This is a genomic window from Rhizobium sp. AP16, assembly GCF_000281735.1.
In the GTDB taxonomy this organism is placed as follows: Bacteria; Pseudomonadota; Alphaproteobacteria; order Rhizobiales; family Rhizobiaceae; genus Rhizobium; species Rhizobium rhizogenes.
This window is the reverse complement of sequence record NZ_AJVM01000077.1, coordinates 58310-75678: the sequence shown is the minus strand read 5'-3', so window position 1 is coordinate 75678 and position 17369 is coordinate 58310. Positions and strand designations below refer to the sequence as shown.

Here is a 17369-nt window from a genome sequence, read left to right as displayed (position 1 = left end):
CCCTTAACAAGGAAAATTCAAAGCAGTCAGCGGCATCGGTTCGATCATGCGACCTTCCCCTTTTGGGCTTCCGCAGAGGGACGCCTCGGCTTGAACAGGGCTTCCGCCTTCGACATTCTCTCTACCCTCGCCCCATCACGCAGCATTGGCGTGTTGAGGTAGGCAACGATCGCTTCGCCGGCGGCCGCCTTGGCTGCATCCTCGGTCAGAAAGACGATCGGTTCGCCGCGGTTGTCCTTCAGGACCTCGTTGGCGGCCCGGTGAACCTTACGGATCCAGCCGAGATGACCGCCGGCGACCGCTTCCGTTCCGATCTGAAATTCATTCATAGAAACCTCCTCTGGCCGCCCCCGGCCAGTTATTTGGATTGACTTTTTTAAGCAATTCAGCCGCTTGGCAGCAGTGGCCGCGCTACGGCAATGACCCTGTCACAGGCTCGCTCCGCGCTGAGAAACATCCTCAGCCGCCCGGAAATGAACCTGATCACCCTCCGGCGCACCGCTGACCTCGCCGCCCTCGCCTGCATGTCTCGGCGACGACATGATCGGCGCCACAGCCGCAAGCACACAGACGAAAAACAGCGCCGCCCCGATGCACGCAAGAAAACCCTGAACGATCTCACTCATGCGATTGTCTCCGCACCCTGTTGGCAACCGGGCAAACTGCGATCGGACATTTCCACCGGCTCGACATGCTCCTCGCAGGCTTCACAGTGCCGCTCGATCACCCCGGCAATCGACAAGGCCCGCCTGCAGCCTGGGCATCCCCAGAAGAAGTCGAAATAGAATGGACTGAAACCCAGCCTTTTGCCTTTCTTGATCGAGACCATGCGACCGCTCCTAAAACCACTATTGCGGGGCGACACCCGCCCCGGCACGTCAGCCTTGCGGCGATTTTCTCCGCAGGCATCTTGATGGACACAAATTATGTTGTTATTAATGTCGATGTCAACATGATTTATGTTAATTATTTTGCGAGTGTCTGATCATGCAGAAATCCATGGGCGAACGACTGAAGGCGGCGCGCGAAGCCGCAAATTACTCCTCGGCAACAAAAGCGGCGGAGGCGCTAGGTGTCAGCTTGTCCACCTATCGCGCACACGAAAACGGACAGAACGAATTCGGTCCCGAAATCGCCGATCGCTACGCCAAGAAGTTCGGCACTACCGCCGGCTATCTTCTGACTGGCGAAGGCCCACGCAAAGTAGAGCGGTCAGGGCCACGCATGGTCACCTCCTTCGACCCCGATGAACAATATAATGAAGGTTTTGCCGAGGACGGCGAGAACGTCAGCTACAGCCGGGAGCACTGGCAATCGAAGATCGAGGGAGCGACGCCGGAGGTGGATGTCAAGCTCGGCGCAGGCAGCGGCATTGTCGGCGAAGTCATCAATCTGCCCGTTGGGGCCGGCAATGTCGCCGGCCACAAGATCATTGCGGAATGGGTGATTCCCGTGGGTTACCTGCGCAATGAAGCAAAGGCCTCGCCGAATCATACCATCATCATGGAAGTGATTGGCGATTCCATGCAGCCCACCTACATGCCCGGTGACCGCGTCATCGTCGATCTCTCGCAGAACCTGATGGTGACGGATACAGTCTACGCTATCAGCGACGGCTATTCCGAGCCACAGATCAAACGCCTTCAGCGCATCCCGTTCACCCAACCCAGCCAGGTCAAGATCATCTCCGACAACCCGGCACTGGAAACCTTTACGGTGGAGTTGGAGCGGCTAACGATCATCGGGCGCATCTGCGGACATATCGCGCGTAAATAAGATCGACTGCCTCCCCTCAAGTCATCCATCTCGGCAAACTTGTCACCCCCATGCAGACAAGACATTCAATGTCGAAACCAATAAACATAAAATATGTCCATATCCGAGTGATTAACACATATTATGTTGACATAGATCGTGTCTCATGACATCTCTCTTCTCGCGAGCCAATCGCCCGAGACGGAATGAGCCCATGCAAGTTTCAAAATCTTGCATGAAGTCTGCGAAACCGGATCGGAGATCGGGCGAATATGAACGTCGTGCCCCAGTGGGTGGACACGCAAACGAAGGGTGCGCGCTTCATGCCAGCGAAGTCAGACGTCATGATCATTGCCTGGACACTCTACCACCGCGATACGCGGCTACGCCGGCCACGAACGGCAGCCGGCAGGCGCAGATGGTTCGCCCACTCTCTGGCGACGGCCTGGATCTGGGCGCGGGAGCAGGCAACCGACGCGACCAAGACCGAAGATCAGCATCGTGCCGAGCGACTGACAGGCTTGAAGCTGGAATTGCTGCGCATCGATGCCCGACCATTCGGAATGTCGATCGCGAAGGATCGAACAACGCTCATGGCGGAGATCGAGCGCCTGACCGCCCAATCATCCGCATCGGCAACGCGGATGGCGGCATGATGACACCCAACCATGTCTTCTCCTGCGAATACTCATTCGATGAGCTCACCATCAATCTCTGCGATCGCTGGGAATCAGGCCTGCTCCTCTATGGCCGTGCCGAATTGACATCGGCCGGTGACGGCTATGACGGCGAGTTTTACGTCTCGGCGATCCGATTGGATGGTGGAGCCCGGTTAGCGCGACCAAGTCCGGTTGCAAAGACAGGCACCTTCGAGGCCGAGCTGTTCCAACGCATCGCCGCCGTGATCGAAAATGACCAAACTCTCCCCGGCCGTCACGCTGCCGAACTGTTCGCCTATGAATACGAACAGTCCATGGAGACGGATAACGACATGTTTCATAAGATCAAACGGGAAGAGGTATTGGAGCCGGTGGCGTGACATTCACGCCGGCTTAGGCGTCTCTCCATCTCGAGAACGTCGCTGCCTGCCCTCGCCGATGTCCATCCCGGTCGATGAGCTGCCAGACGATGCCATCCTCAATCCAGAAGCGACGACCCGACTTTGCAATCCGCAGCCCACGATAATCGGCAATAAAGCCGTTGCGTGTAACCGCATCCAGCAATTGCTGACGCTCCGCCCGGTTGGGAAGCTCCGCGGATAGGCGCGACGGCAGGGTCACGAATTCATCCCACGGATATTCGAAACAAGTCTGGCCGGCTCTATTCGCGTAGACAAACCGCGGATCGGGATCCGTGCTATGCGCCACGACCACGAACGGGGCATCCTGATAAAGCCATTCCGGCCCGCGCCCTTGATCTACGAGGGGCGCACCGACAATACGAGCATAACTTCCAACAAGCAGATCGAAGAACTCGCGATCAAGCGACAAGTCTGAAGAATTGTGTCCGGAACTGTCCGCCATCGACGTCTTTCCTATCGAGCCGTTGCCTGCTTTTTTCTAAGCACAAGACACCGGAAATCAAACGAAATCACTCGCTGGAGCTTGTGATTGGTTCGGTTTTGTAGATTTGGGGAAATGGTGGGCCCGGAGGGACTCGAACCCCCAACCAAGCGGTTATGAGCCGCCGGCTCTAACCATTGAGCTACAGGCCCGGCACGACGAAAGTGATCGTGCATGCAGTTCCGGAGCAATGGTCCCCCGGAAGCCGATCTGGCTCTAACCCAATTCTTCTTTTCCCACAAGGGACTGCCGCAATACCTTCACAATCAATCAGCAAAAACGAATACTGAGGAAACACCAACCAAGGAACGAACCATGCCGATGACGAAAACCAGAGATTTTATTCTTGCCGCTCTGTTCAGCGCGACGCTCCTCGTGCCTGCCGCCCAGGCACTCGCCGAAGACGCCAAGCCGCGCGAGGCGATCATCACGGTTACCGGCGAAGGGCATTCGGCAATTGCGCCGGACATGGCAATCGTGACGCTCTCGGTCGTCAAGCAGGAGAAGGCCGCCCAGGATGCACTCGACCAGAACAACAAGGCGATGGGCGCGGTGCTCGCGACGCTGAAGAACAGCGGCATTGCCGAGCGCGATCTGCAAACCTCAGGCTTTTCGATCCAGCCGCAATATGTCTATCCCAACGACAAGGACGGCCAGTCACAGCCGCCGACGCTGACCGGCTATCAGGTGAACAATGGCCTGACGGTGCGCGTGCGTGATCTCTCCAAGCTCGGCACCCTCCTCGACCAGGTCGTCAAGCTCGGCATCAACCAGGGCGGTGATATCCAGTTCACCAACGACAAACCGGATACCGCGCTCGAGGAAGCCCGCAAGAACGCCGTGGCTGACGCAGCGGCCAAGGCAAAGACGCTGAGCGAGGCAGCCGGCGTCAAGCTCGGCCGCGTTATTTCGATCAGCGAGGGCGCCATCATGGCCCCACCGCAGCCTTACATGCGCCAGGCCATGGCCAAGGCATCTGCCGATAGCTCAGTGCCGGTGGCAAGCGGCGAGAATACCTACAATGCGTCGGTGAGCATCACCTACGCGATCCAGCAATAGAGCAATTCCAGGAAAAGGGCGGCGCGGTTTTCCGTCCGGAACTGCGTCAAAACAATAGGCTAGCGCGGTCCACGCTCTAGCCACAAAACAAAACCGCCCTTCGCTCAAGTCCGATGAGACCGAGCAAAGGGCGGTTCGCGGCCCCCGCCGATAAAGCGAAAGCGTAAACTGTTAGCCACCGGACGCTAGACGCACCCGTCAACCTTATCAGCGGCCGATCATTGGGCAACCGCGAACATTGGCGAACATCATCGTGTCCGGGCCACGGCGCGTGAAGCCGTCAACGATAACGCGGCGCGGTGTCACGTCGACCACGCGAGCACGGCGCAGGCCGTAGCTGCGGGCGACATCCATGGCTTCCCGTGGATCGCAGCCGCGACGACGATCGAAGCGCGGGTTGTCATAATCCGGCGGTGGCGGCCGATGGCGACCGGGGCCGACATAAATATCCAGTCCCTGGGCAGAGGCGATTTCGACCGTGCCCGACAGCGCGGTCACCGCGATGGCGGCGGCGACGGCAAATTTTGCCAGTATTTTTTTCATTGTATCCTCCATGGAGTGAAAGGCTGCTCCCTCAACATGCTTGCCGCATCTCCCGAGTGAGCGCCTGAGGAGTAACGGCCCGACACTGAACAAGTCCAGAATCAACCGCTCATGCCCTATTCAGGTACAACGAAGACAAACCCGATTCCAGAGGCAGATTCGCCGGAAGGCGGAAAAATAAAAGCCGTCCTCTTTCATGAGGACGACTTTACTAAGCTTGGAATTGTATAGAAGCGGCGGAAGATCGCCCGTAAACGGTTACGCTACCCCTAGCTTTCCGAGCTTAGCGACGGATCAACGGGCAACCCGGCGCGTTGGCGAAGACGATGCGGTCCGGACCGCGGCGGCTAAAGCCGTCGACGACGACACGGCGCGGTGTGATGTTGCCGATATGGGCGCGACGCAGGCCCATGGCGCGAGCCTTCTGGACGGCCGCTATCGGCGAGCACGCGCGGCCGCGATGGTGATCGTAACGTGCCTGATGGACGCCGGCCGAAAAATCGTTGGCCGATGCGGTCGCTGCCGTGGCGGAGATGGCGCCGAGCGTGATGAGGGCGGCGATGCCTGCCTTTGCAAAGAGGCTGATCATGGGTGTTTCTCCTTCAAGTCCTTGAATCGTTGCAATCCCGAAATCCGGCTCCATCAAGTGGTCCGATGCCCTTGGGATTGGAGACACGTTAGGTCAGCCAAGCTGAACCGAACGCGAACTGGCCATTCACAATGTATTCAGGAGCGTTAACAAAGGATTGACACCGATATCCACCGCCTCAGGCGGAAAGATGCAGCACGATGTCGCGGCGGTGCGGCCGGTCGCGATGTTCGAAGAGATAAATGCCCTGCCAGGTGCCGAGCGCCAGTCGTCCACGCGTCACGGGAATGCCGATCGACACCTGCGTCAACGCCGCCTTGATATGCGCCGGCATATCGTCCGGCCCCTCCGTCGTATGCACGATCCATCGCATCGAGGGATCGGACGATGGCGGCACGAGGCGGCGGAAGAAGGCATTGAGATCGGTCCTCACATCCGGATCGGCATTCTCCTGGATGAGCAGTGAGCAGGAGGTATGGCGGACAAAGACAGTCAGCAGCCCCTCGCCCGCGCCTGAACTCGCCGCACGAACGAAATCTGCCGCCTGCTCCGTGAACTCGTAAAGTCCCTGGCCATGCGTCGACAGCGTGATGACGGTTTGTGGCATGATATCTTTCCGATAGTGATAACGATGGAGCGCTTGAGGTCGGCCGCAACGGCTGCAAAGTCAAGCCCGCCCAGCCGGCGGCAGACTAGATCTGCAGAAAGATATCGAAGCCGCCGTAGATCATGCGTTTGCCATCGAAGGGCATGTTTTCCATGCCATCTTTCATTCGCGGATCAGCCATGACCTTTTCCAGTACAGCATCACGATGCTGGCGGTTCTCATAGGTAATCCACGAAAAAATCACGAGTTCGTCCGCCGTGGCCAGGACGGCGCGCGGAAACGACGTTAGCTCACCATAGGGCACGTCATCCCCGATCGCCTCGACGTAGCTGAGCGCGCCATGCTCCATCCAGACCTCGCCAGCTGTGTGTGCCAGTGCCTTGTAGGCCTCGATCTTGTCTTTCGGCACGGCAAGAATAAAACCATCCACATAGGGCATATCGGTCTCCTCTGTTCTGTTCTCACTTGCAAAGGACGATCGATGATAGCGCGATCCGACATGTGATGCACTTTTCCATTCCGATTGCTCCGAGGTCATCAGTCGTATGCGACTGTTGCATCCTCTGACCTTGCGGATAAGCTTGGGATCAAGGCTTCACCAACAATCAGCAACGGGAAATGGTTATGACGGTTGAATTCAGGACCGATCCCTATCCCGACAACGAGGCGCTCAACGCCCTGTGGGTCGCGGCTTGGAACGAACCCGCCAGACGGGATTTCGCGCCGATCCTGTCGCGAAGTCTCGCTCATATCGGCGCATTTGCCGGAGAGCGTTTGGTCGGTTTTGTCAATGTAGCCTGGGATGGCGGCATCCATGCCTTCATTCTCGACACCTGCGTCTCCCCCAAATTCCGCCGGCGGGGAATAGCAAGCAGCCTTGTCGAAATAGCAACGCAGGTTGCGCGCGAACGCGGCGCGGAGTGGCTGCATGTCGATTTCGAACCGCATCTTACCGGTTTCTATCGAAACCTGGGTTTTAGGGCGACCGATGCAGGCTTGATCAAGCTACGCGATTGATGGCGATCACTCTCTCAACCTACCTCGTTGGCCTGAGATATCAACCAATTGCGAAACAGCGCCGCGGATGGATTTTGTAGGGCATTGGGCGGATAGACCAGATTATAGCTGACGGCCGCCGGCTGAACCTCCACGAAGCAACGCACCAGTTTTCCATCCGCTATGTCTTCCGCAACAAGCGAACTGCGCACCAGTGCAAAGCCGAGGCCGTCCCGGCAGGCCTTGAGCATATCTGCGAAGGATTCGAACAACGGCCCGGCCTCCACCGCTTGGCCGATATCGAAACTCGAGACATCGCCATCCTCGTCATGGTTGGTCACCTGCTCATACCAGCGCTGCCAATCCAGCACCGTATGCCGCATACCGGCGTAGCGTAGCAGGGGTGCTGCCCTAATCGCATTGCGATTCGGCAATTGCTTGGAAAGGCCTGGCGAGCTGACGACAATTTCCTGATCGTGCAGCAACTCCTCCAGCACAAGCTCCGCATCAGCCCGCCCAAGCCAGATGGCGAGATCGACACCACCAGGCCCGAAGTCCGGCCTCTGATAGCCGACGGCCATCTTCAACTCGATGTCGGGATAGCGCTGGCAAAAGTCCGGAAGGCGCGACGCCAGCCACTGGCTCGAAAATTCCGGCGTCACCGACAATCCCAAGGTGCGGACCGCCACACTCGCCCGCGCCTGATAGAGCGCCTTCTCCAATTGAGAGACCGTTTCCGCGATTGACGGGTGCAGACGCGCGCCGAGCGGCGTCAGGCTTGCGCCCGATCGGCCACGATCAAAAAGCCTGCCGCCGATCCAGCCCTCGAGCTGGGAAAGCTGATGACTGATCGCGGTCTGCGTCAGCCCTATCCGCTCGGCCGCGCGCCCGAAGCCACCGGTTTCAACGATGGCGCAGAATGCCTGCAAGACGGTCAATGGTGGAAGCGGCCTCTTACCCATGAAAAACCTTCATGTATCACCGGCGAAGGCTTCATTATACGCGGCAAATTTTCAGGCGCATCCCTTTTAACTAAAGAACCATAAGGTGTGCCACAGATGAGAAATGCTCATGGATTTTCTGGGCGGCGGATCGCCCAAAAACGGATCGATCAACTACTGCAAGCGCTTCGATGCATGCGGAAATCTCGCCCCGAGGACAAAGCAGCACGCAAGAATGCCCTAAGTCTCAGCCACCATCTCAAACGAGATATCAGACTGGGTCATATCCCGGATGACCAATGAGCCTGTGAGACCACTCGTCGTGTCGGATTGCGCCTCACCCATTGAGTGTCTTGACCTTGGTCAAATCCGGGAAGATCCGCGTCCAGAGCAGCACGACGGCAATGGTGCCAACGCCGCCGATAATCCCGGTGAGTACGGGACCAAAAGCGCTGGCGAGCATGCCGGATTCGAATTCGCCGAGTTGGTTGGACGTGCCAATGAACAGCGAGTTCACCGCATTGACGCGGCCACGCATAATATCCGGCGTCAGGAGTTGCACCAGCGAGCTCCGCACGACGACGCTGACCGTATCAGACGCTCCCACGACGAGTAGCGCTAGGACGGAAAGGACGATGTTGGTCGAGAGCGCGAAAACGACGGTCGCGACGCCGAAGATGAAGACGGCGATCAGCATCTTTTTGCCGACGTCGCTCTGCAGCGGCCGCCGCACCAGCCAGATCGACATGACGAGCGCGCCGATGGCGGGCGCTGCGCGCAGCAGGCCAAGCCCCCAGGGGCCGGCATGGAGGATATCGCGCGCGAACATCGGCAACAGCGCCGTAGCGCCGCCGAGCAGAACCGCGAAGAGATCGAGCGAGATGGTGCCCATCATCACCGGCCGGCTCTTGATAAAGGAAACGCCGGCAAAGACCGAGCTCAGCGTCACCGGCTCGCGCGAGGATGGCTGCTGCCGCTCGACGCGGATGGAAATGACATTGATGCTGGCAATCACATACAGCACCGCCGACACAAGGAAAGGCGCGACCGGGCTGACCCCGTATAGCAGGCCGCCAAGCGACGGGCCGATGATGAAGGCCGTCTGCATCATCGAGGTCGAGGTGGCGATCGCCACTTGCAGCATCGAGGGCGGCACGATGTTCGGTAGCAGCGCCGCCATCGTCGGGCGTTCGAAGGCGGTGGCAGCGCCCATGACCGCAACAGCGGCGAGAATGCCGTGGGGGCCGATCCAATGCTGCCAAACGGCCACAGCCAGTACCAGCGCCGTCAACGCCTCGATCAACTGACAGGCAAGGCCGATGCGCCGCCGGTCGAACCGGTCAGCCACATGCCCGACGATGAAGGTCAGCACCACCATCGGCAGGAATTGGCAAAGGCCAACCAGGCCCAGGTAGAAAGCGCTATGGGTCTGATCGTAGATCATCCAGCCCATGGCAACGGTAACGGACTGGAAGCCGATGGAGGAGAAGACGCGGGAGGCGGCGAAGGAACGGTATCCGGGATGACCGAGCGCACTGGTCCGGTCTTGGCTCTGCAAGGTGTCCATGGGTCTTTCTTCGGTTCCGCGCACAGGGAACGGAACCATCTTCATGGGAAATATGAGATAATGAGTTGAGTTCCCTGCTCTGCCCGAACACAACAATTGTCAACCGCGTTTTTGTCTCGATCCGTCGTTTGCCGCAAAAAGACGTAAGGCTAGAGATCAAAACGTGGTGAAGAGCGGCTGAGGAGCGCGGTCTTTGCTTTGATTGCCCAGACGGCGGCAAGTTCCGCAGCAATGGTCTCAATCAGCTTCGGCACATCACGACCAGCTGCCTCATGCATCGCCTCAGCAACGATCAACACTGATCGCGTATCCTCGCGAACGGCGGAAAGACCGCTTTGCCGGTTGGTCCAGCGCCGCGCATGCGCCCGATCGTTGCTATCGGCGAAAATCACTTCACGCGGCTCCGGATGCTCCGTCTCGCCGGAGAACGTCAGATAGGTCTCACGTCCTATCGCATGCCTGACCTCGAGATCGCCCGAAATCTTCACCAGATCGAAAACGGCGATGGGAATGGCAAACGCGATGGAGATGGCGTTGCAGAGATCGACCAACGGATGCAGCTGCGGCAGCGAATTTTCCTGACGGAAACGGCGCAGCAGCGCCTCGGAGGCGCAACGATACTGCGTCGGCTTCAACCCCATCTTCGAAAAGGTGCGCCGCCAGGCCTGGATCTCTGGCATCTCGCCCTCCGAATCCGCCGCCAGCCGTTCCGCGGCAATGGCATGGAACTTTGCGACAGGATCCGTGACGGCGGCTTCCGCCGTGATACCTTCGACAAAGAGCACACCGGGGACCAGATCGGGGAATTCGCTCCACATCTCGTTCGAATGGCGGAAATGCATGGTTTTTCCTTCTACGCGGTTCTGATTTGCCGCCGTAAAAGAGCCGGTCGTCATCGCCGGGTCTTGAACAAAATTGCATGGATCTAGCCGGCAGCTGCCGCATAGACGCCCGGCGATATGCCGAAATTACGCACGAAGAGGCGCGTCATGTGGCTTTGATCCGCAAAGCCGCTGGCAAAAGCCGCCTCGGCCAATGGCGTGCCCACCGCGATCAGCCGCCGCGCTTCGTGGATACGACGCTGCAAGAGATAGGCATGGGGAGTGAGCCCCGTCGCCTTGGTGAATGCCCGCAGGAACTGGAAATGGCTCAGCCCGCAGGTATCAGCGAGTTCGGCAAGCGTTAGAGGAGCTGAAGGATCGTCCTCGATCAGATCGCGAGCGCGACGGATAGCGGCGGGAATGGCAATATCGCACGACGCCGGCGTGCCCTCGCCCATGACGGCTGCGACGAGCGATAACAGCAGCCCATCCCGCAGCAGCGCGTTCTGTGACTCAGAATTGCCGACCAGGAGTGGAAACAAAGCTCTGAAGTATGCCGCCATCTCGCGGCTACGGATGACAGGCGCCGGAAACTCCGCGCCTCCAATCCCACCCTCGCTGATATCGTTCAGCAGATCGCCGATCACCGACGGATCGAAATGAAGCATCGTCCAGGCCCGGCTTTCGCCGATGGGCATGCCGTCATGTACTTCATTCGGATTGAAGCAGATGACATCTCCCGCCTCCGCCCGCACCAATCCGCGCCCGCTCAGTGACGCATGCGCGCCGGACTCGATGACGCCGATACCGAACTGGTCATGCGTATGCTTGGGAAAGCTATATCCCGTTTCGGCTTTCACGGCCCTGATGCCCGCGACGCGGGAGCGGAACATCCTGAACTGGCCGGTCTTCATGTGCCCCACCCTTCAACCCTGCTGAAAGCTGTCGGCGAGGCATATGTCACGTCTCAGACCTCTCCTGCGCGGTCGCCAACGCCGCCTGCGTATTGGCGGTGACGGCCGTGGGCAGAGGCGTGCCGCGCTTGCGCTCACGCGCCAGCGTCAGCAGACCGGAGAAAATGATCAGCGCGATGCCCAACGCCATCGGCAGGTCGATATCGTCGTTGAACAGAAGATAGCCGAAGCCGATTGCCCAGATCATCTGGCTATATTGAGGCGGCGCGACGAGGTTGGCCGGCACCATGCGCGCCGCAGTCATCAACAGCACGTTGCCGACCGCACCAAGCAGCCCATAGCTCGCCAGGAACAGCCATTGCCAGGCCGTCGGCATCGACACCTCGGACAACATCAGAAGACCGCTGACGATGAGCGTGCCGAACAGGCCTGCGCCGTAAAGCGAAATTCTCTTTTCCTTCGCCCCAAGCGCCCGATTGATGACGATCCCGATTGCGGCCGCCAGGCCGCCGATCGCTGCGCAGAGGTGACCGATCGAAAGCTCGCGAAAACCCGGCCGCAGCACGATGAGCACGCCGATAAAACCGAGGATCACCGCCGTCCAGCGCTGCCAGCGCACGTCTTCCTTCAGGAAGACGACCGAAAGAATGGTGACGAAGGACGGCAGCAGGAACAGCAGCGCAAATGCCTCCGCCATCGACAGCTTGGTAAAGGCAACGATCGAGCATATGGCGCCGGTAGCACCGCAGGCAAAACGCAGTATCCAGAGAGGACGGTTCGATGTTCTGACCATATCCACCCAATTATCGTCACGCCTCTTCAGGAACGGCACGGCGGCGAAGCCGAAAAGCGCGCCGATGAAGGCCACCTGATAGGACGGCAGCGTCCCATACAGCATCTTGATCGACGCATCGCTGAAGGCAAAGACGGCATAGGACGCGAATGCCACCAGGACACCGCGAAGCGTGGAATGGCCGGCGGCCAAGGATTTGGAATCGGCAGTGATCGATGTCATCGGATTGAGCAATGCAAAGGGAGGGAAATTGAATCGCGTAGCTGCGAGCAATTGTATGATGAAATGGGCCGAATTTCGATTGGCGCTGAAATAAACTATTATTTCAAAGCGATGGGGCCGGTGTTGTTTGGAGTGTTAGTATTCAGGCAAGCCAAGTTTCTCAGCTTGGCTTTGGGGAATGCGCCCAACAACGGCATGTGAAAAGGCGACCACCTTCAAGGCATCAGCGTCGACTTGGCATGTGAACTTGACCTGCTGCCAGCCTTTAGGTGTTTGCACTGCCTCGCCATTGCCAAAAAGACCGGTATCTGAAAGCATTGCCGGCGACACGGCGGAATTGTAGAAGCCAACCGCATTCAGATCATGACCGAATTGTAGTTTCTGTTCCGACCTGCAAAGATATCGGACGCGCTGACGCCGTGGCAGCTTCTTCCAGGCGTCGTAGTCGCTTTTGGACATCTTGGCCATTTCACTACCGGAATAGAGTTTCTTGGCCTGTATCTGTTGCCCCTTCTCTCCACCCGACTTGCCCTTGGCGGCTTGCTGTTGCGATTTGACATCGGGCTCGGTGGCGAAGGACGTCCCGGTCGCCGGATTGCTTTTATTGTCCGACGCAGCCTGCTCCTTTGACGGTGGCTGCGATTGAGGACCTGCAACGGTCGGCACTGTAATTTGCTGATCAACCTTGTTGTCGGCGGATGACGGCTGCTGTTGCGGATCGGGATCGGTGGCATTCGCCTGCTTCGTCTCGGGATCAGATGTCGCCGCCGCCTTCTCCTGCGTGTCTGTGCCATCCTGCTCCGCCGCCGGAGCTTCCGGCTGAGCCACCTGTGCGTCCGAAGGTTGGTCCGTCGTAAGCTGCTTCGGCTGCGGCATTGAGGCAGGGTCGCGTGAATTGGGGTCGGCTACCGGCGAAGCCGCCTTGGCCTGCTCGGTGGACGCAGGTGGGGTAGCCTGCGTTTGTTGCGGCTGCGGATCAGTATCCTGGGCCGGCGATGCGGCATCGGCCTGCGCAGTCTGCGCATCAGAGTCCTTGGCAGCCGGCAACGCTGCGGCTTGCTCTTCGACTTGGCCATCGTTCGCAGCCGGTGCTTCATCTGCCTGAGCCGAGGCATCCGCCTGCTGTGTGGTCGAGGGATCCTTCTCCTCCCCCTTCATGTCCGGAAGGGGTTTTTCCTCTGTCGAGGCCTGCTGTTCAGGCTTCGGCGTAGGTGTATTGGAGCTTGGGTTACTGGCGGGAGGCGCCGCCTTTTCAGCCTCAGCCTTATCCTGCTGATCCGATTGCGCCTTGGGATCGCCGGATTTCTGTTCCGGCTGCTTTTGCGCGTCCGCCTGTTGCGACTTCTCGTCCGGCTTGGGCGTCGGCGTCGGAACCTGGCCGGAAGCCTCCTTCGGCTTTGTCGCGTTCTCCTGCTGCTCCTGCGGCTGCGGCACAAGCTCGACGTTGACATTCTCTTCCGGCGCCGCCTGCGGCGGCATCATCAACGGCCGGAGCAGAAAAATGGCCGCCAGCGCGACATGCAGGAGGATCGACAGGACAAAGCCCCGCCCGATCTTCTCATCCAGCTTTGTCGCGGCCTGTTCCATCGCTCAGCGAACGGCTCGCCGGGCAAAAGCAGCCGATGGGAAAACGCGTATCAATTTCATCGGAACCTTACCGAAAATGACAGATCGAGCGGCGACAGACACCCGACATATGGTGGGCAACAATGCGGCCCGAAAGAGGCAATTGCGAAAAGACAGATTGTCAGGCCCTGAGCGGCTCCGCAATGCCCGGAAAACACACCTGCGTGATCGCCCAACAGCTGCGCCGATACGCCCAGAGCTAAAAGAACTCGTCCAGCAGCCGATAGTAGTCCATTTTTTCCGCATCCACCTCGGAGATCCCATAGGCCTCCAGAAAGGGCGCAACCAGCGCTTCACCGAAGTTATACACGATGCTGCCGCAGGCCAGCGCTATATCCTGATAACGGTCGGCGACGCCGAGACGGCAGCAATCGATATAGCCGGCGAAACGGTGATCGGCGACGATAAAGTTCGGCAGACAGGCATCGCCATGGGTGACGACGAGGTCCTCCGCTGCCGGCCTGCGCTCTTCGAGTTCGCGAAAAAGACTTTCCGCCGATCGGCCCAATCGCGCCTCATCGAAATCAGTCTCGTCGACACGGCCAGCACGCATCCGGGCTTTGGCAGCAGCAATCCTTGCGTCCGATCGATGATCAAACGGACAGGCATCGATGCGGATCCTATGAAGATCTCGCAGCGCTTCCGCCAACATCCGCACGCGCTCCAAGGGCGAGATCAAAGACGCACTGGCGAGGTCGGCGCCGTCAAGCGCATTCATCAGCAGCCATTCACGTTCGCCGCCGGCTTCATGAGCGACGACCGCTGGGCAAACAAGGCCCTGCGCGCCAAGCCACCGAAGCCTTGCAACTTCGCCCGCCAATTCGCTGAACGGACTGGCGATTTCACTCTTGAGATAAAGAGGCGGCAGGCTGTCGGCTTCCAAACGAAAAACACTTGCCGAAGAGCGTCCGAGTTCGTCTGCCGCCCAGCTATAACCGGAGAGCAGATCTCGCAGCCGTGCTGGCATAGAGGTCTCGAAGAGTTCAGGCGGAACGTCCATCATGGCCCAAGCCTATATTGCAACCTGTTGCTTGCAAAAAACCCGGCTCGCTTTCGCGAACCGGGCTTTGATTTCATAACGGCAGAAACCGCTTAGCTGTCGAGGAACGAGCGCAGCTTGCGGCTGCGGCTCGGGTGCTTCAGCTTGCGCAGCGCCTTCGCTTCGATCTGGCGAATACGTTCGCGGGTGACCGAGAACTGCTGGCCAACTTCTTCGAGCGTGTGGTCCGTGTTCATGCCGATACCGAAGCGCATGCGCAGCACGCGCTCTTCACGCGGCGTCAGCGAGGCCAGCACGCGGGTCGTCGTCTCGCGCAGATTAGCCTGGATGGCCGCGTCGATCGGCAGCAGCGCATTCTTGTCCTCGATGAAATCGCCGAGATGCGAATCTTCTTCGTCACCAACAGGCGTTTCGAGCGAGATCGGCTCCTTGGCGATCTTCAGCACCTTGCGCACTTTTTCGAGCGGCATGGCGAGCTTTTCAGCCAGTTCTTCCGGCGTAGGCTCGCGGCCGATTTCGTGCAGCATCTGGCGCGACGTGCGAACGATCTTGTTGATCGTTTCGATCATGTGCACCGGAATACGGATCGTGCGGGCCTGGTCGGCGATCGACCGGGTGATCGCCTGCCTGATCCACCAGGTCGCGTAGGTCGAGAACTTGTAGCCGCGGCGATATTCGAACTTATCGACCGCCTTCATCAGGCCGATATTGCCTTCCTGAATAAGATCGAGGAACTGAAGGCCGCGGTTGGTGTATTTCTTGGCGATGGAGATGACGAGGCGGAGGTTCGCTTCGACCATTTCCTTCTTGGCGATACGCGCTTCGCGCTCACCCTTCTGCACCATATGCACGATGCGGCGGAATTCCGAGATGGAGATACCGGTTTCGGTCGCAAGGTTCTGAATTTCCTGGCGAATGTCGCGGATCGTGGTGTTTTCGCTCTTGGCGAATTCCTTCCAGCCGCGCGCGGCCAGATTGCCGATGGACTTCATCCAGTTCGGATCAAGCTCGGCGCCCTGATACTGTTCCAGGAAGCTATCGCGCTTGACGCCATAGGATTCGGCAAGACGCAGCAACCGGCCTTCGTTCTGCACGAGGCGCTTGTTGATGTCGTAGAGCTGCTCGACGAGAGCGTCGATGCGGTTCTGGTTCAGCGACAGAGACTTGACCGACTTGACCAGCTCATCCTTGAGCTCCTTGTAACGACGCTCCTGCGCCGACGACAGCGTGCCCGATGCAGACAGACGCTGCTCGACCTGCTGGTCCTGCAGCTTGCGCAGCTTCTTGTAGGTTTCGGCAATCGTGTCGAGCGTCGTCATCACCTGCGGGCGCAGTTCGGCTTCCATCGCGGCGAGCGAGAGGCTGGATTCGTCCTCGTCCTCTTCCTCCTCCTCGCCCGGCAAGCCTTCACCGCCGACATCGGTGATGTCGTCATCGCCGGAAGGCGAACGGCCGCGACGGGCCTTTTCCTTCTCTTCAGCGGCCTTGCGGTCCGCTTCGATCTTTTCCGGGCTCTGGAACTGCGGCGCAGCCTTGGCTTCCGGGCCGGAATAGGTGGTTTCGAGATCGATGATCTCGCGCAGCAGCGTCGTGCCTTCGTTGAGTTCGTCGCGCCAGATGATCAGCGCCTGGAACGTCAACGGGCTTTCGCAGAGGCCACCGATCATGGTCTCGCGGCCGGCCTCGATGCGCTTCGCGATCGCGATTTCGCCTTCGCGCGACAGCAGTTCGACCGAACCCATTTCGCGCAGGTACATACGCACCGGATCGTCCGTGCGGTCGGTCGGCTCTTTCTTCTTGGCGGTAGCAAGCGCCGAACCGGTGGAAGGTGCGAGTTCGCCGCCTTCCCCATTGTCGTCGTCGCTGGAATCGTCATCGTCGCTGCTGGTTGCCGCGCCCGCCTCTTCGACATCCTCGTCTTCAATGACGTTGATGCCCATATCGGAGAGCATCGCCATCGTATCTTCGATCTGTTCGGACGTCACTTCTTCGGACGGCAGGACGGCGTTGAGCTCGTCCATCGTCACGTAGCCGCGTTTCTTCGCGGCCTTGATCATCTTCTTGACCGCGTCGTCGGAAAGATCGAGAAGCGGGCCATCGGAGGTGCCGTCGCGTTCGACTTCAGCTTCTTCGTTCTCTTTGACCTTGGTTGCCATCTCTATATCGTCGCTTTCCCTGACGCTTAAAACTTATACGCGGTGAATGACCGCTCTGGCCCGGCGCGCCTCGCGCCAGCCCCGAATCACCGACAAAGACCTAACGGAATGACCTTTAATGCCTGATTAACCACGATCGCCGGCACTGGACAGCAAAGCTGGATTGCGTTTGGATTTCCGGCCATGGTATAAATGATCCGCCTGATCCAGTTTACCGT

Annotated in this window: 21 protein-coding genes, 1 tRNA gene and 2 pseudogenes; 6 read left to right on the top strand and 18 right to left on the bottom strand. The window is 59.0% G+C overall.

The window, feature by feature from the left end; genetic code table 11:
• Positions 1-44: 44 nt before the first annotated feature.
• From PMI03_RS27455 to PMI03_RS27445, 3 genes are all read right to left on the bottom strand, one after another.
• Positions 45-329, bottom strand: coding sequence for a hypothetical protein (locus PMI03_RS27455; RefSeq protein WP_007701680.1), 285 nt, complete (start codon positions 327-329; stop codon positions 45-47).
• 99 nt (positions 330-428) lie between these two features.
• The gene (locus tag PMI03_RS27450; RefSeq protein ID WP_007701675.1) at positions 429-626 is read right to left on the bottom strand and encodes a hypothetical protein; all 198 of its coding nucleotides are present in this window, start codon (positions 624-626) and stop codon (positions 429-431) included.
• Positions 623-829, bottom strand: coding sequence for a hypothetical protein (locus PMI03_RS27445; RefSeq protein ID WP_007701671.1), 207 nt, complete (start codon positions 827-829; stop codon positions 623-625). The genes PMI03_RS27450 and PMI03_RS27445 overlap by 4 nt, the downstream gene beginning before the upstream one ends.
• 158 nt (positions 830-987) lie before the next feature.
• Between PMI03_RS27445 and PMI03_RS27440 the strand changes: the two genes are divergently transcribed.
• From PMI03_RS27440 to PMI03_RS27430, 3 genes are all read left to right on the top strand, one after another.
• Complete coding sequence (locus tag PMI03_RS27440; protein WP_007701668.1) at positions 988-1776, top strand: LexA family transcriptional regulator; 789 nt, start codon at positions 988-990, stop codon at positions 1774-1776.
• A 251-nt stretch (positions 1777-2027) separates the two neighbouring features.
• Positions 2028-2411 carry a hypothetical protein gene (locus PMI03_RS27435; protein WP_007701665.1) on the top strand — a complete coding sequence of 128 codons (384 nt, stop codon included), beginning with the start codon at positions 2028-2030 and terminating at the stop codon, positions 2409-2411.
• Positions 2408-2794 carry a hypothetical protein gene (locus PMI03_RS27430; protein WP_007701661.1) on the top strand — a complete coding sequence of 129 codons (387 nt, stop codon included), beginning with the start codon at positions 2408-2410 and terminating at the stop codon, positions 2792-2794. Before PMI03_RS27435 ends, PMI03_RS27430 begins: the two co-directional genes overlap by 4 nt.
• 13 nt (positions 2795-2807) lie before the next feature.
• Here the strand turns inward: PMI03_RS27430 and PMI03_RS27425 are convergent, their stop codons facing one another.
• Positions 2808-3278, bottom strand: coding sequence for an MEKHLA domain-containing protein (locus PMI03_RS27425; protein ID WP_007701658.1), 471 nt, complete (start codon positions 3276-3278; stop codon positions 2808-2810).
• A 115-nt stretch (positions 3279-3393) separates the two neighbouring features.
• Positions 3394-3469, bottom strand: a tRNA-Ile gene (locus PMI03_RS27420).
• Positions 3470-3632: 163 nt separating this feature from the next.
• Here PMI03_RS27420 and PMI03_RS27415 point away from each other — a divergent pair.
• On the top strand, positions 3633-4376 hold the full coding sequence (locus PMI03_RS27415) for an SIMPL domain-containing protein (RefSeq protein ID WP_007701655.1): 744 nt from the start codon (positions 3633-3635) through the stop codon (positions 4374-4376).
• 207 nt (positions 4377-4583) lie between these two features.
• Here the strand turns inward: PMI03_RS27415 and PMI03_RS27410 are convergent, their stop codons facing one another.
• The 4 genes from PMI03_RS27410 to PMI03_RS27395 all read right to left on the bottom strand — a co-directional run bounded on the left by PMI03_RS27410 (position 4584) and on the right by PMI03_RS27395 (position 6554).
• Entirely contained in the window at positions 4584-4919 is a 336-nt protein-coding gene (locus tag PMI03_RS27410; protein WP_007701652.1) for a hypothetical protein, read from the bottom strand.
• Positions 4920-5202: 283 nt separating this feature from the next.
• Positions 5203-5508 carry a hypothetical protein gene (locus PMI03_RS27405; protein WP_007701649.1) on the bottom strand — a complete coding sequence of 102 codons (306 nt, stop codon included), beginning with the start codon at positions 5506-5508 and terminating at the stop codon, positions 5203-5205.
• 178 nt (positions 5509-5686) lie between these two features.
• The gene (locus tag PMI03_RS27400; RefSeq protein WP_007701647.1) at positions 5687-6115 is read right to left on the bottom strand and encodes a secondary thiamine-phosphate synthase enzyme YjbQ; all 429 of its coding nucleotides are present in this window, start codon (positions 6113-6115) and stop codon (positions 5687-5689) included.
• An 85-nt stretch (positions 6116-6200) separates the two neighbouring features.
• Positions 6201-6554 (bottom strand): DUF1428 domain-containing protein, encoded by a 354-nt coding sequence (locus tag PMI03_RS27395; RefSeq protein ID WP_007701644.1) that lies wholly within the window; start codon positions 6552-6554, stop codon positions 6201-6203.
• A gap of 185 nt (positions 6555-6739) precedes the next feature.
• Between PMI03_RS27395 and PMI03_RS27390 the strand changes: the two genes are divergently transcribed.
• Positions 6740-7132, top strand: a complete 393-nt coding sequence (locus PMI03_RS27390) for a GNAT family N-acetyltransferase (protein ID WP_007701641.1) — start codon at positions 6740-6742, stop codon at positions 7130-7132.
• A 14-nt stretch (positions 7133-7146) separates the two neighbouring features.
• On the opposite strand, the gene PMI03_RS27385 is transcribed toward PMI03_RS27390, so the two are convergent.
• The 5 genes and pseudogenes from PMI03_RS27385 to PMI03_RS32055 all read right to left on the bottom strand — a co-directional run.
• Positions 7147-8073, bottom strand: coding sequence for a LysR substrate-binding domain-containing protein (locus tag PMI03_RS27385; RefSeq protein WP_007701638.1), 927 nt, complete (start codon positions 8071-8073; stop codon positions 7147-7149).
• Positions 8074-8389: 316 nt separating this feature from the next.
• Entirely contained in the window at positions 8390-9619 is a 1230-nt protein-coding gene (locus tag PMI03_RS27380; RefSeq protein WP_039974782.1) for an MFS transporter, read from the bottom strand.
• 149 nt (positions 9620-9768) lie between these two features.
• Positions 9769-10461, bottom strand: coding sequence for a B3/4 domain-containing protein (locus PMI03_RS27375; RefSeq protein ID WP_007701633.1), 693 nt, complete (start codon positions 10459-10461; stop codon positions 9769-9771).
• Between the two features lie 83 nt (positions 10462-10544).
• Positions 10545-10898, bottom strand: a complete 354-nt coding sequence (locus tag PMI03_RS32060) for a helix-turn-helix domain-containing protein (protein WP_374189924.1) — start codon at positions 10896-10898, stop codon at positions 10545-10547.
• Positions 10899-10919: 21 nt separating this feature from the next.
• A pseudogene (locus PMI03_RS32055) lies at positions 10920-11276 on the bottom strand (AraC family ligand binding domain-containing protein); the annotation flags it as partial.
• Here PMI03_RS32055 and PMI03_RS32050 point away from each other — a divergent pair.
• Positions 11215-11379 (top strand): annotated as a pseudogene (locus tag PMI03_RS32050) (hypothetical protein); the annotation flags it as partial. The pseudogenes PMI03_RS32055 and PMI03_RS32050 overlap by 62 nt on opposite strands.
• A gap of 21 nt (positions 11380-11400) precedes the next feature.
• On the opposite strand, the gene PMI03_RS27365 reads toward PMI03_RS32050, so the two are convergent.
• The 4 genes from PMI03_RS27365 to rpoD all read right to left on the bottom strand — a co-directional run bounded on the left by PMI03_RS27365 (position 11401) and on the right by rpoD (position 17151).
• Positions 11401-12369: a DMT family transporter gene (locus tag PMI03_RS27365; protein ID WP_007701626.1), complete on the bottom strand. Its 969-nt coding sequence runs from the start codon at positions 12367-12369 to the stop codon at positions 11401-11403.
• 135 nt (positions 12370-12504) lie between these two features.
• On the bottom strand, positions 12505-13956 hold the full coding sequence (locus tag PMI03_RS27360) for a DUF930 domain-containing protein (RefSeq protein WP_007701623.1): 1452 nt from the start codon (positions 13954-13956) through the stop codon (positions 12505-12507).
• A gap of 238 nt (positions 13957-14194) precedes the next feature.
• Positions 14195-14998: an APH(3') family aminoglycoside O-phosphotransferase gene (locus PMI03_RS27355; RefSeq protein ID WP_007701620.1), complete on the bottom strand. Its 804-nt coding sequence runs from the start codon at positions 14996-14998 to the stop codon at positions 14195-14197.
• Between the two features lie 89 nt (positions 14999-15087).
• A complete protein-coding gene (gene rpoD, locus PMI03_RS27350) occupies positions 15088-17151 on the bottom strand; it encodes an RNA polymerase sigma factor RpoD (protein WP_007701617.1) in 2064 nt (687 codons plus the stop codon).
• Between the last annotated feature and the right edge of the window lie 218 nt (positions 17152-17369).

What these genes read in the sequence shown, in the direction of transcription:
- PMI03_RS27400 (WP_007701647.1), bottom strand. Translation starts at nt 6,115, where the DNA reads ATGCCACAAACCGTCATCACGCTGTCGACGCATGGCCAGGGACTTTAC.
- rpoD (WP_007701617.1), bottom strand. Translation starts at nt 17,151, where the DNA reads ATGGCAACCAAGGTCAAAGAGAACGAAGAAGCTGAAGTCGAACGCGAC.
- PMI03_RS27455 (WP_007701680.1), bottom strand. Translation starts at nt 329, where the DNA reads ATGAATGAATTTCAGATCGGAACGGAAGCGGTCGCCGGCGGTCATCTC.
- PMI03_RS27425 (WP_007701658.1), bottom strand. Translation starts at nt 3,278, where the DNA reads ATGGCGGACAGTTCCGGACACAATTCTTCAGACTTGTCGCTTGATCGC.
- PMI03_RS27410 (WP_007701652.1), bottom strand. Translation starts at nt 4,919, where the DNA reads ATGAAAAAAATACTGGCAAAATTTGCCGTCGCCGCCGCCATCGCGGTG.
- PMI03_RS27445 (WP_007701671.1), bottom strand. Translation starts at nt 829, where the DNA reads ATGGTCTCGATCAAGAAAGGCAAAAGGCTGGGTTTCAGTCCATTCTAT.
- PMI03_RS27365 (WP_007701626.1), bottom strand. Translation starts at nt 12,369, where the DNA reads ATGACATCGATCACTGCCGATTCCAAATCCTTGGCCGCCGGCCATTCC.
- PMI03_RS27395 (WP_007701644.1), bottom strand. Translation starts at nt 6,554, where the DNA reads ATGCCCTATGTGGATGGTTTTATTCTTGCCGTGCCGAAAGACAAGATC.
- PMI03_RS27430 (WP_007701661.1), top strand. Translation starts at nt 2,408, where the DNA reads ATGATGACACCCAACCATGTCTTCTCCTGCGAATACTCATTCGATGAG.
- PMI03_RS27435 (WP_007701665.1), top strand. Translation starts at nt 2,028, where the DNA reads ATGAACGTCGTGCCCCAGTGGGTGGACACGCAAACGAAGGGTGCGCGC.
- PMI03_RS27390 (WP_007701641.1), top strand. Translation starts at nt 6,740, where the DNA reads ATGACGGTTGAATTCAGGACCGATCCCTATCCCGACAACGAGGCGCTC.
- PMI03_RS27375 (WP_007701633.1), bottom strand. Translation starts at nt 10,461, where the DNA reads ATGCATTTCCGCCATTCGAACGAGATGTGGAGCGAATTCCCCGATCTG.
- PMI03_RS27415 (WP_007701655.1), top strand. Translation starts at nt 3,633, where the DNA reads ATGCCGATGACGAAAACCAGAGATTTTATTCTTGCCGCTCTGTTCAGC.
- PMI03_RS27380 (WP_039974782.1), bottom strand. Translation starts at nt 9,619, where the DNA reads ATGGACACCTTGCAGAGCCAAGACCGGACCAGTGCGCTCGGTCATCCC.
- PMI03_RS27450 (WP_007701675.1), bottom strand. Translation starts at nt 626, where the DNA reads ATGAGTGAGATCGTTCAGGGTTTTCTTGCGTGCATCGGGGCGGCGCTG.
- PMI03_RS27385 (WP_007701638.1), bottom strand. Translation starts at nt 8,073, where the DNA reads ATGGGTAAGAGGCCGCTTCCACCATTGACCGTCTTGCAGGCATTCTGC.
- PMI03_RS32060 (WP_374189924.1), bottom strand. Translation starts at nt 10,898, where the DNA reads ATGGGCGAGGGCACGCCGGCGTCGTGCGATATTGCCATTCCCGCCGCT.
- PMI03_RS27405 (WP_007701649.1), bottom strand. Translation starts at nt 5,508, where the DNA reads ATGATCAGCCTCTTTGCAAAGGCAGGCATCGCCGCCCTCATCACGCTC.
- PMI03_RS27360 (WP_007701623.1), bottom strand. Translation starts at nt 13,956, where the DNA reads ATGGAACAGGCCGCGACAAAGCTGGATGAGAAGATCGGGCGGGGCTTT.
- PMI03_RS27440 (WP_007701668.1), top strand. Translation starts at nt 988, where the DNA reads ATGCAGAAATCCATGGGCGAACGACTGAAGGCGGCGCGCGAAGCCGCA.
- PMI03_RS27355 (WP_007701620.1), bottom strand. Translation starts at nt 14,998, where the DNA reads ATGATGGACGTTCCGCCTGAACTCTTCGAGACCTCTATGCCAGCACGG.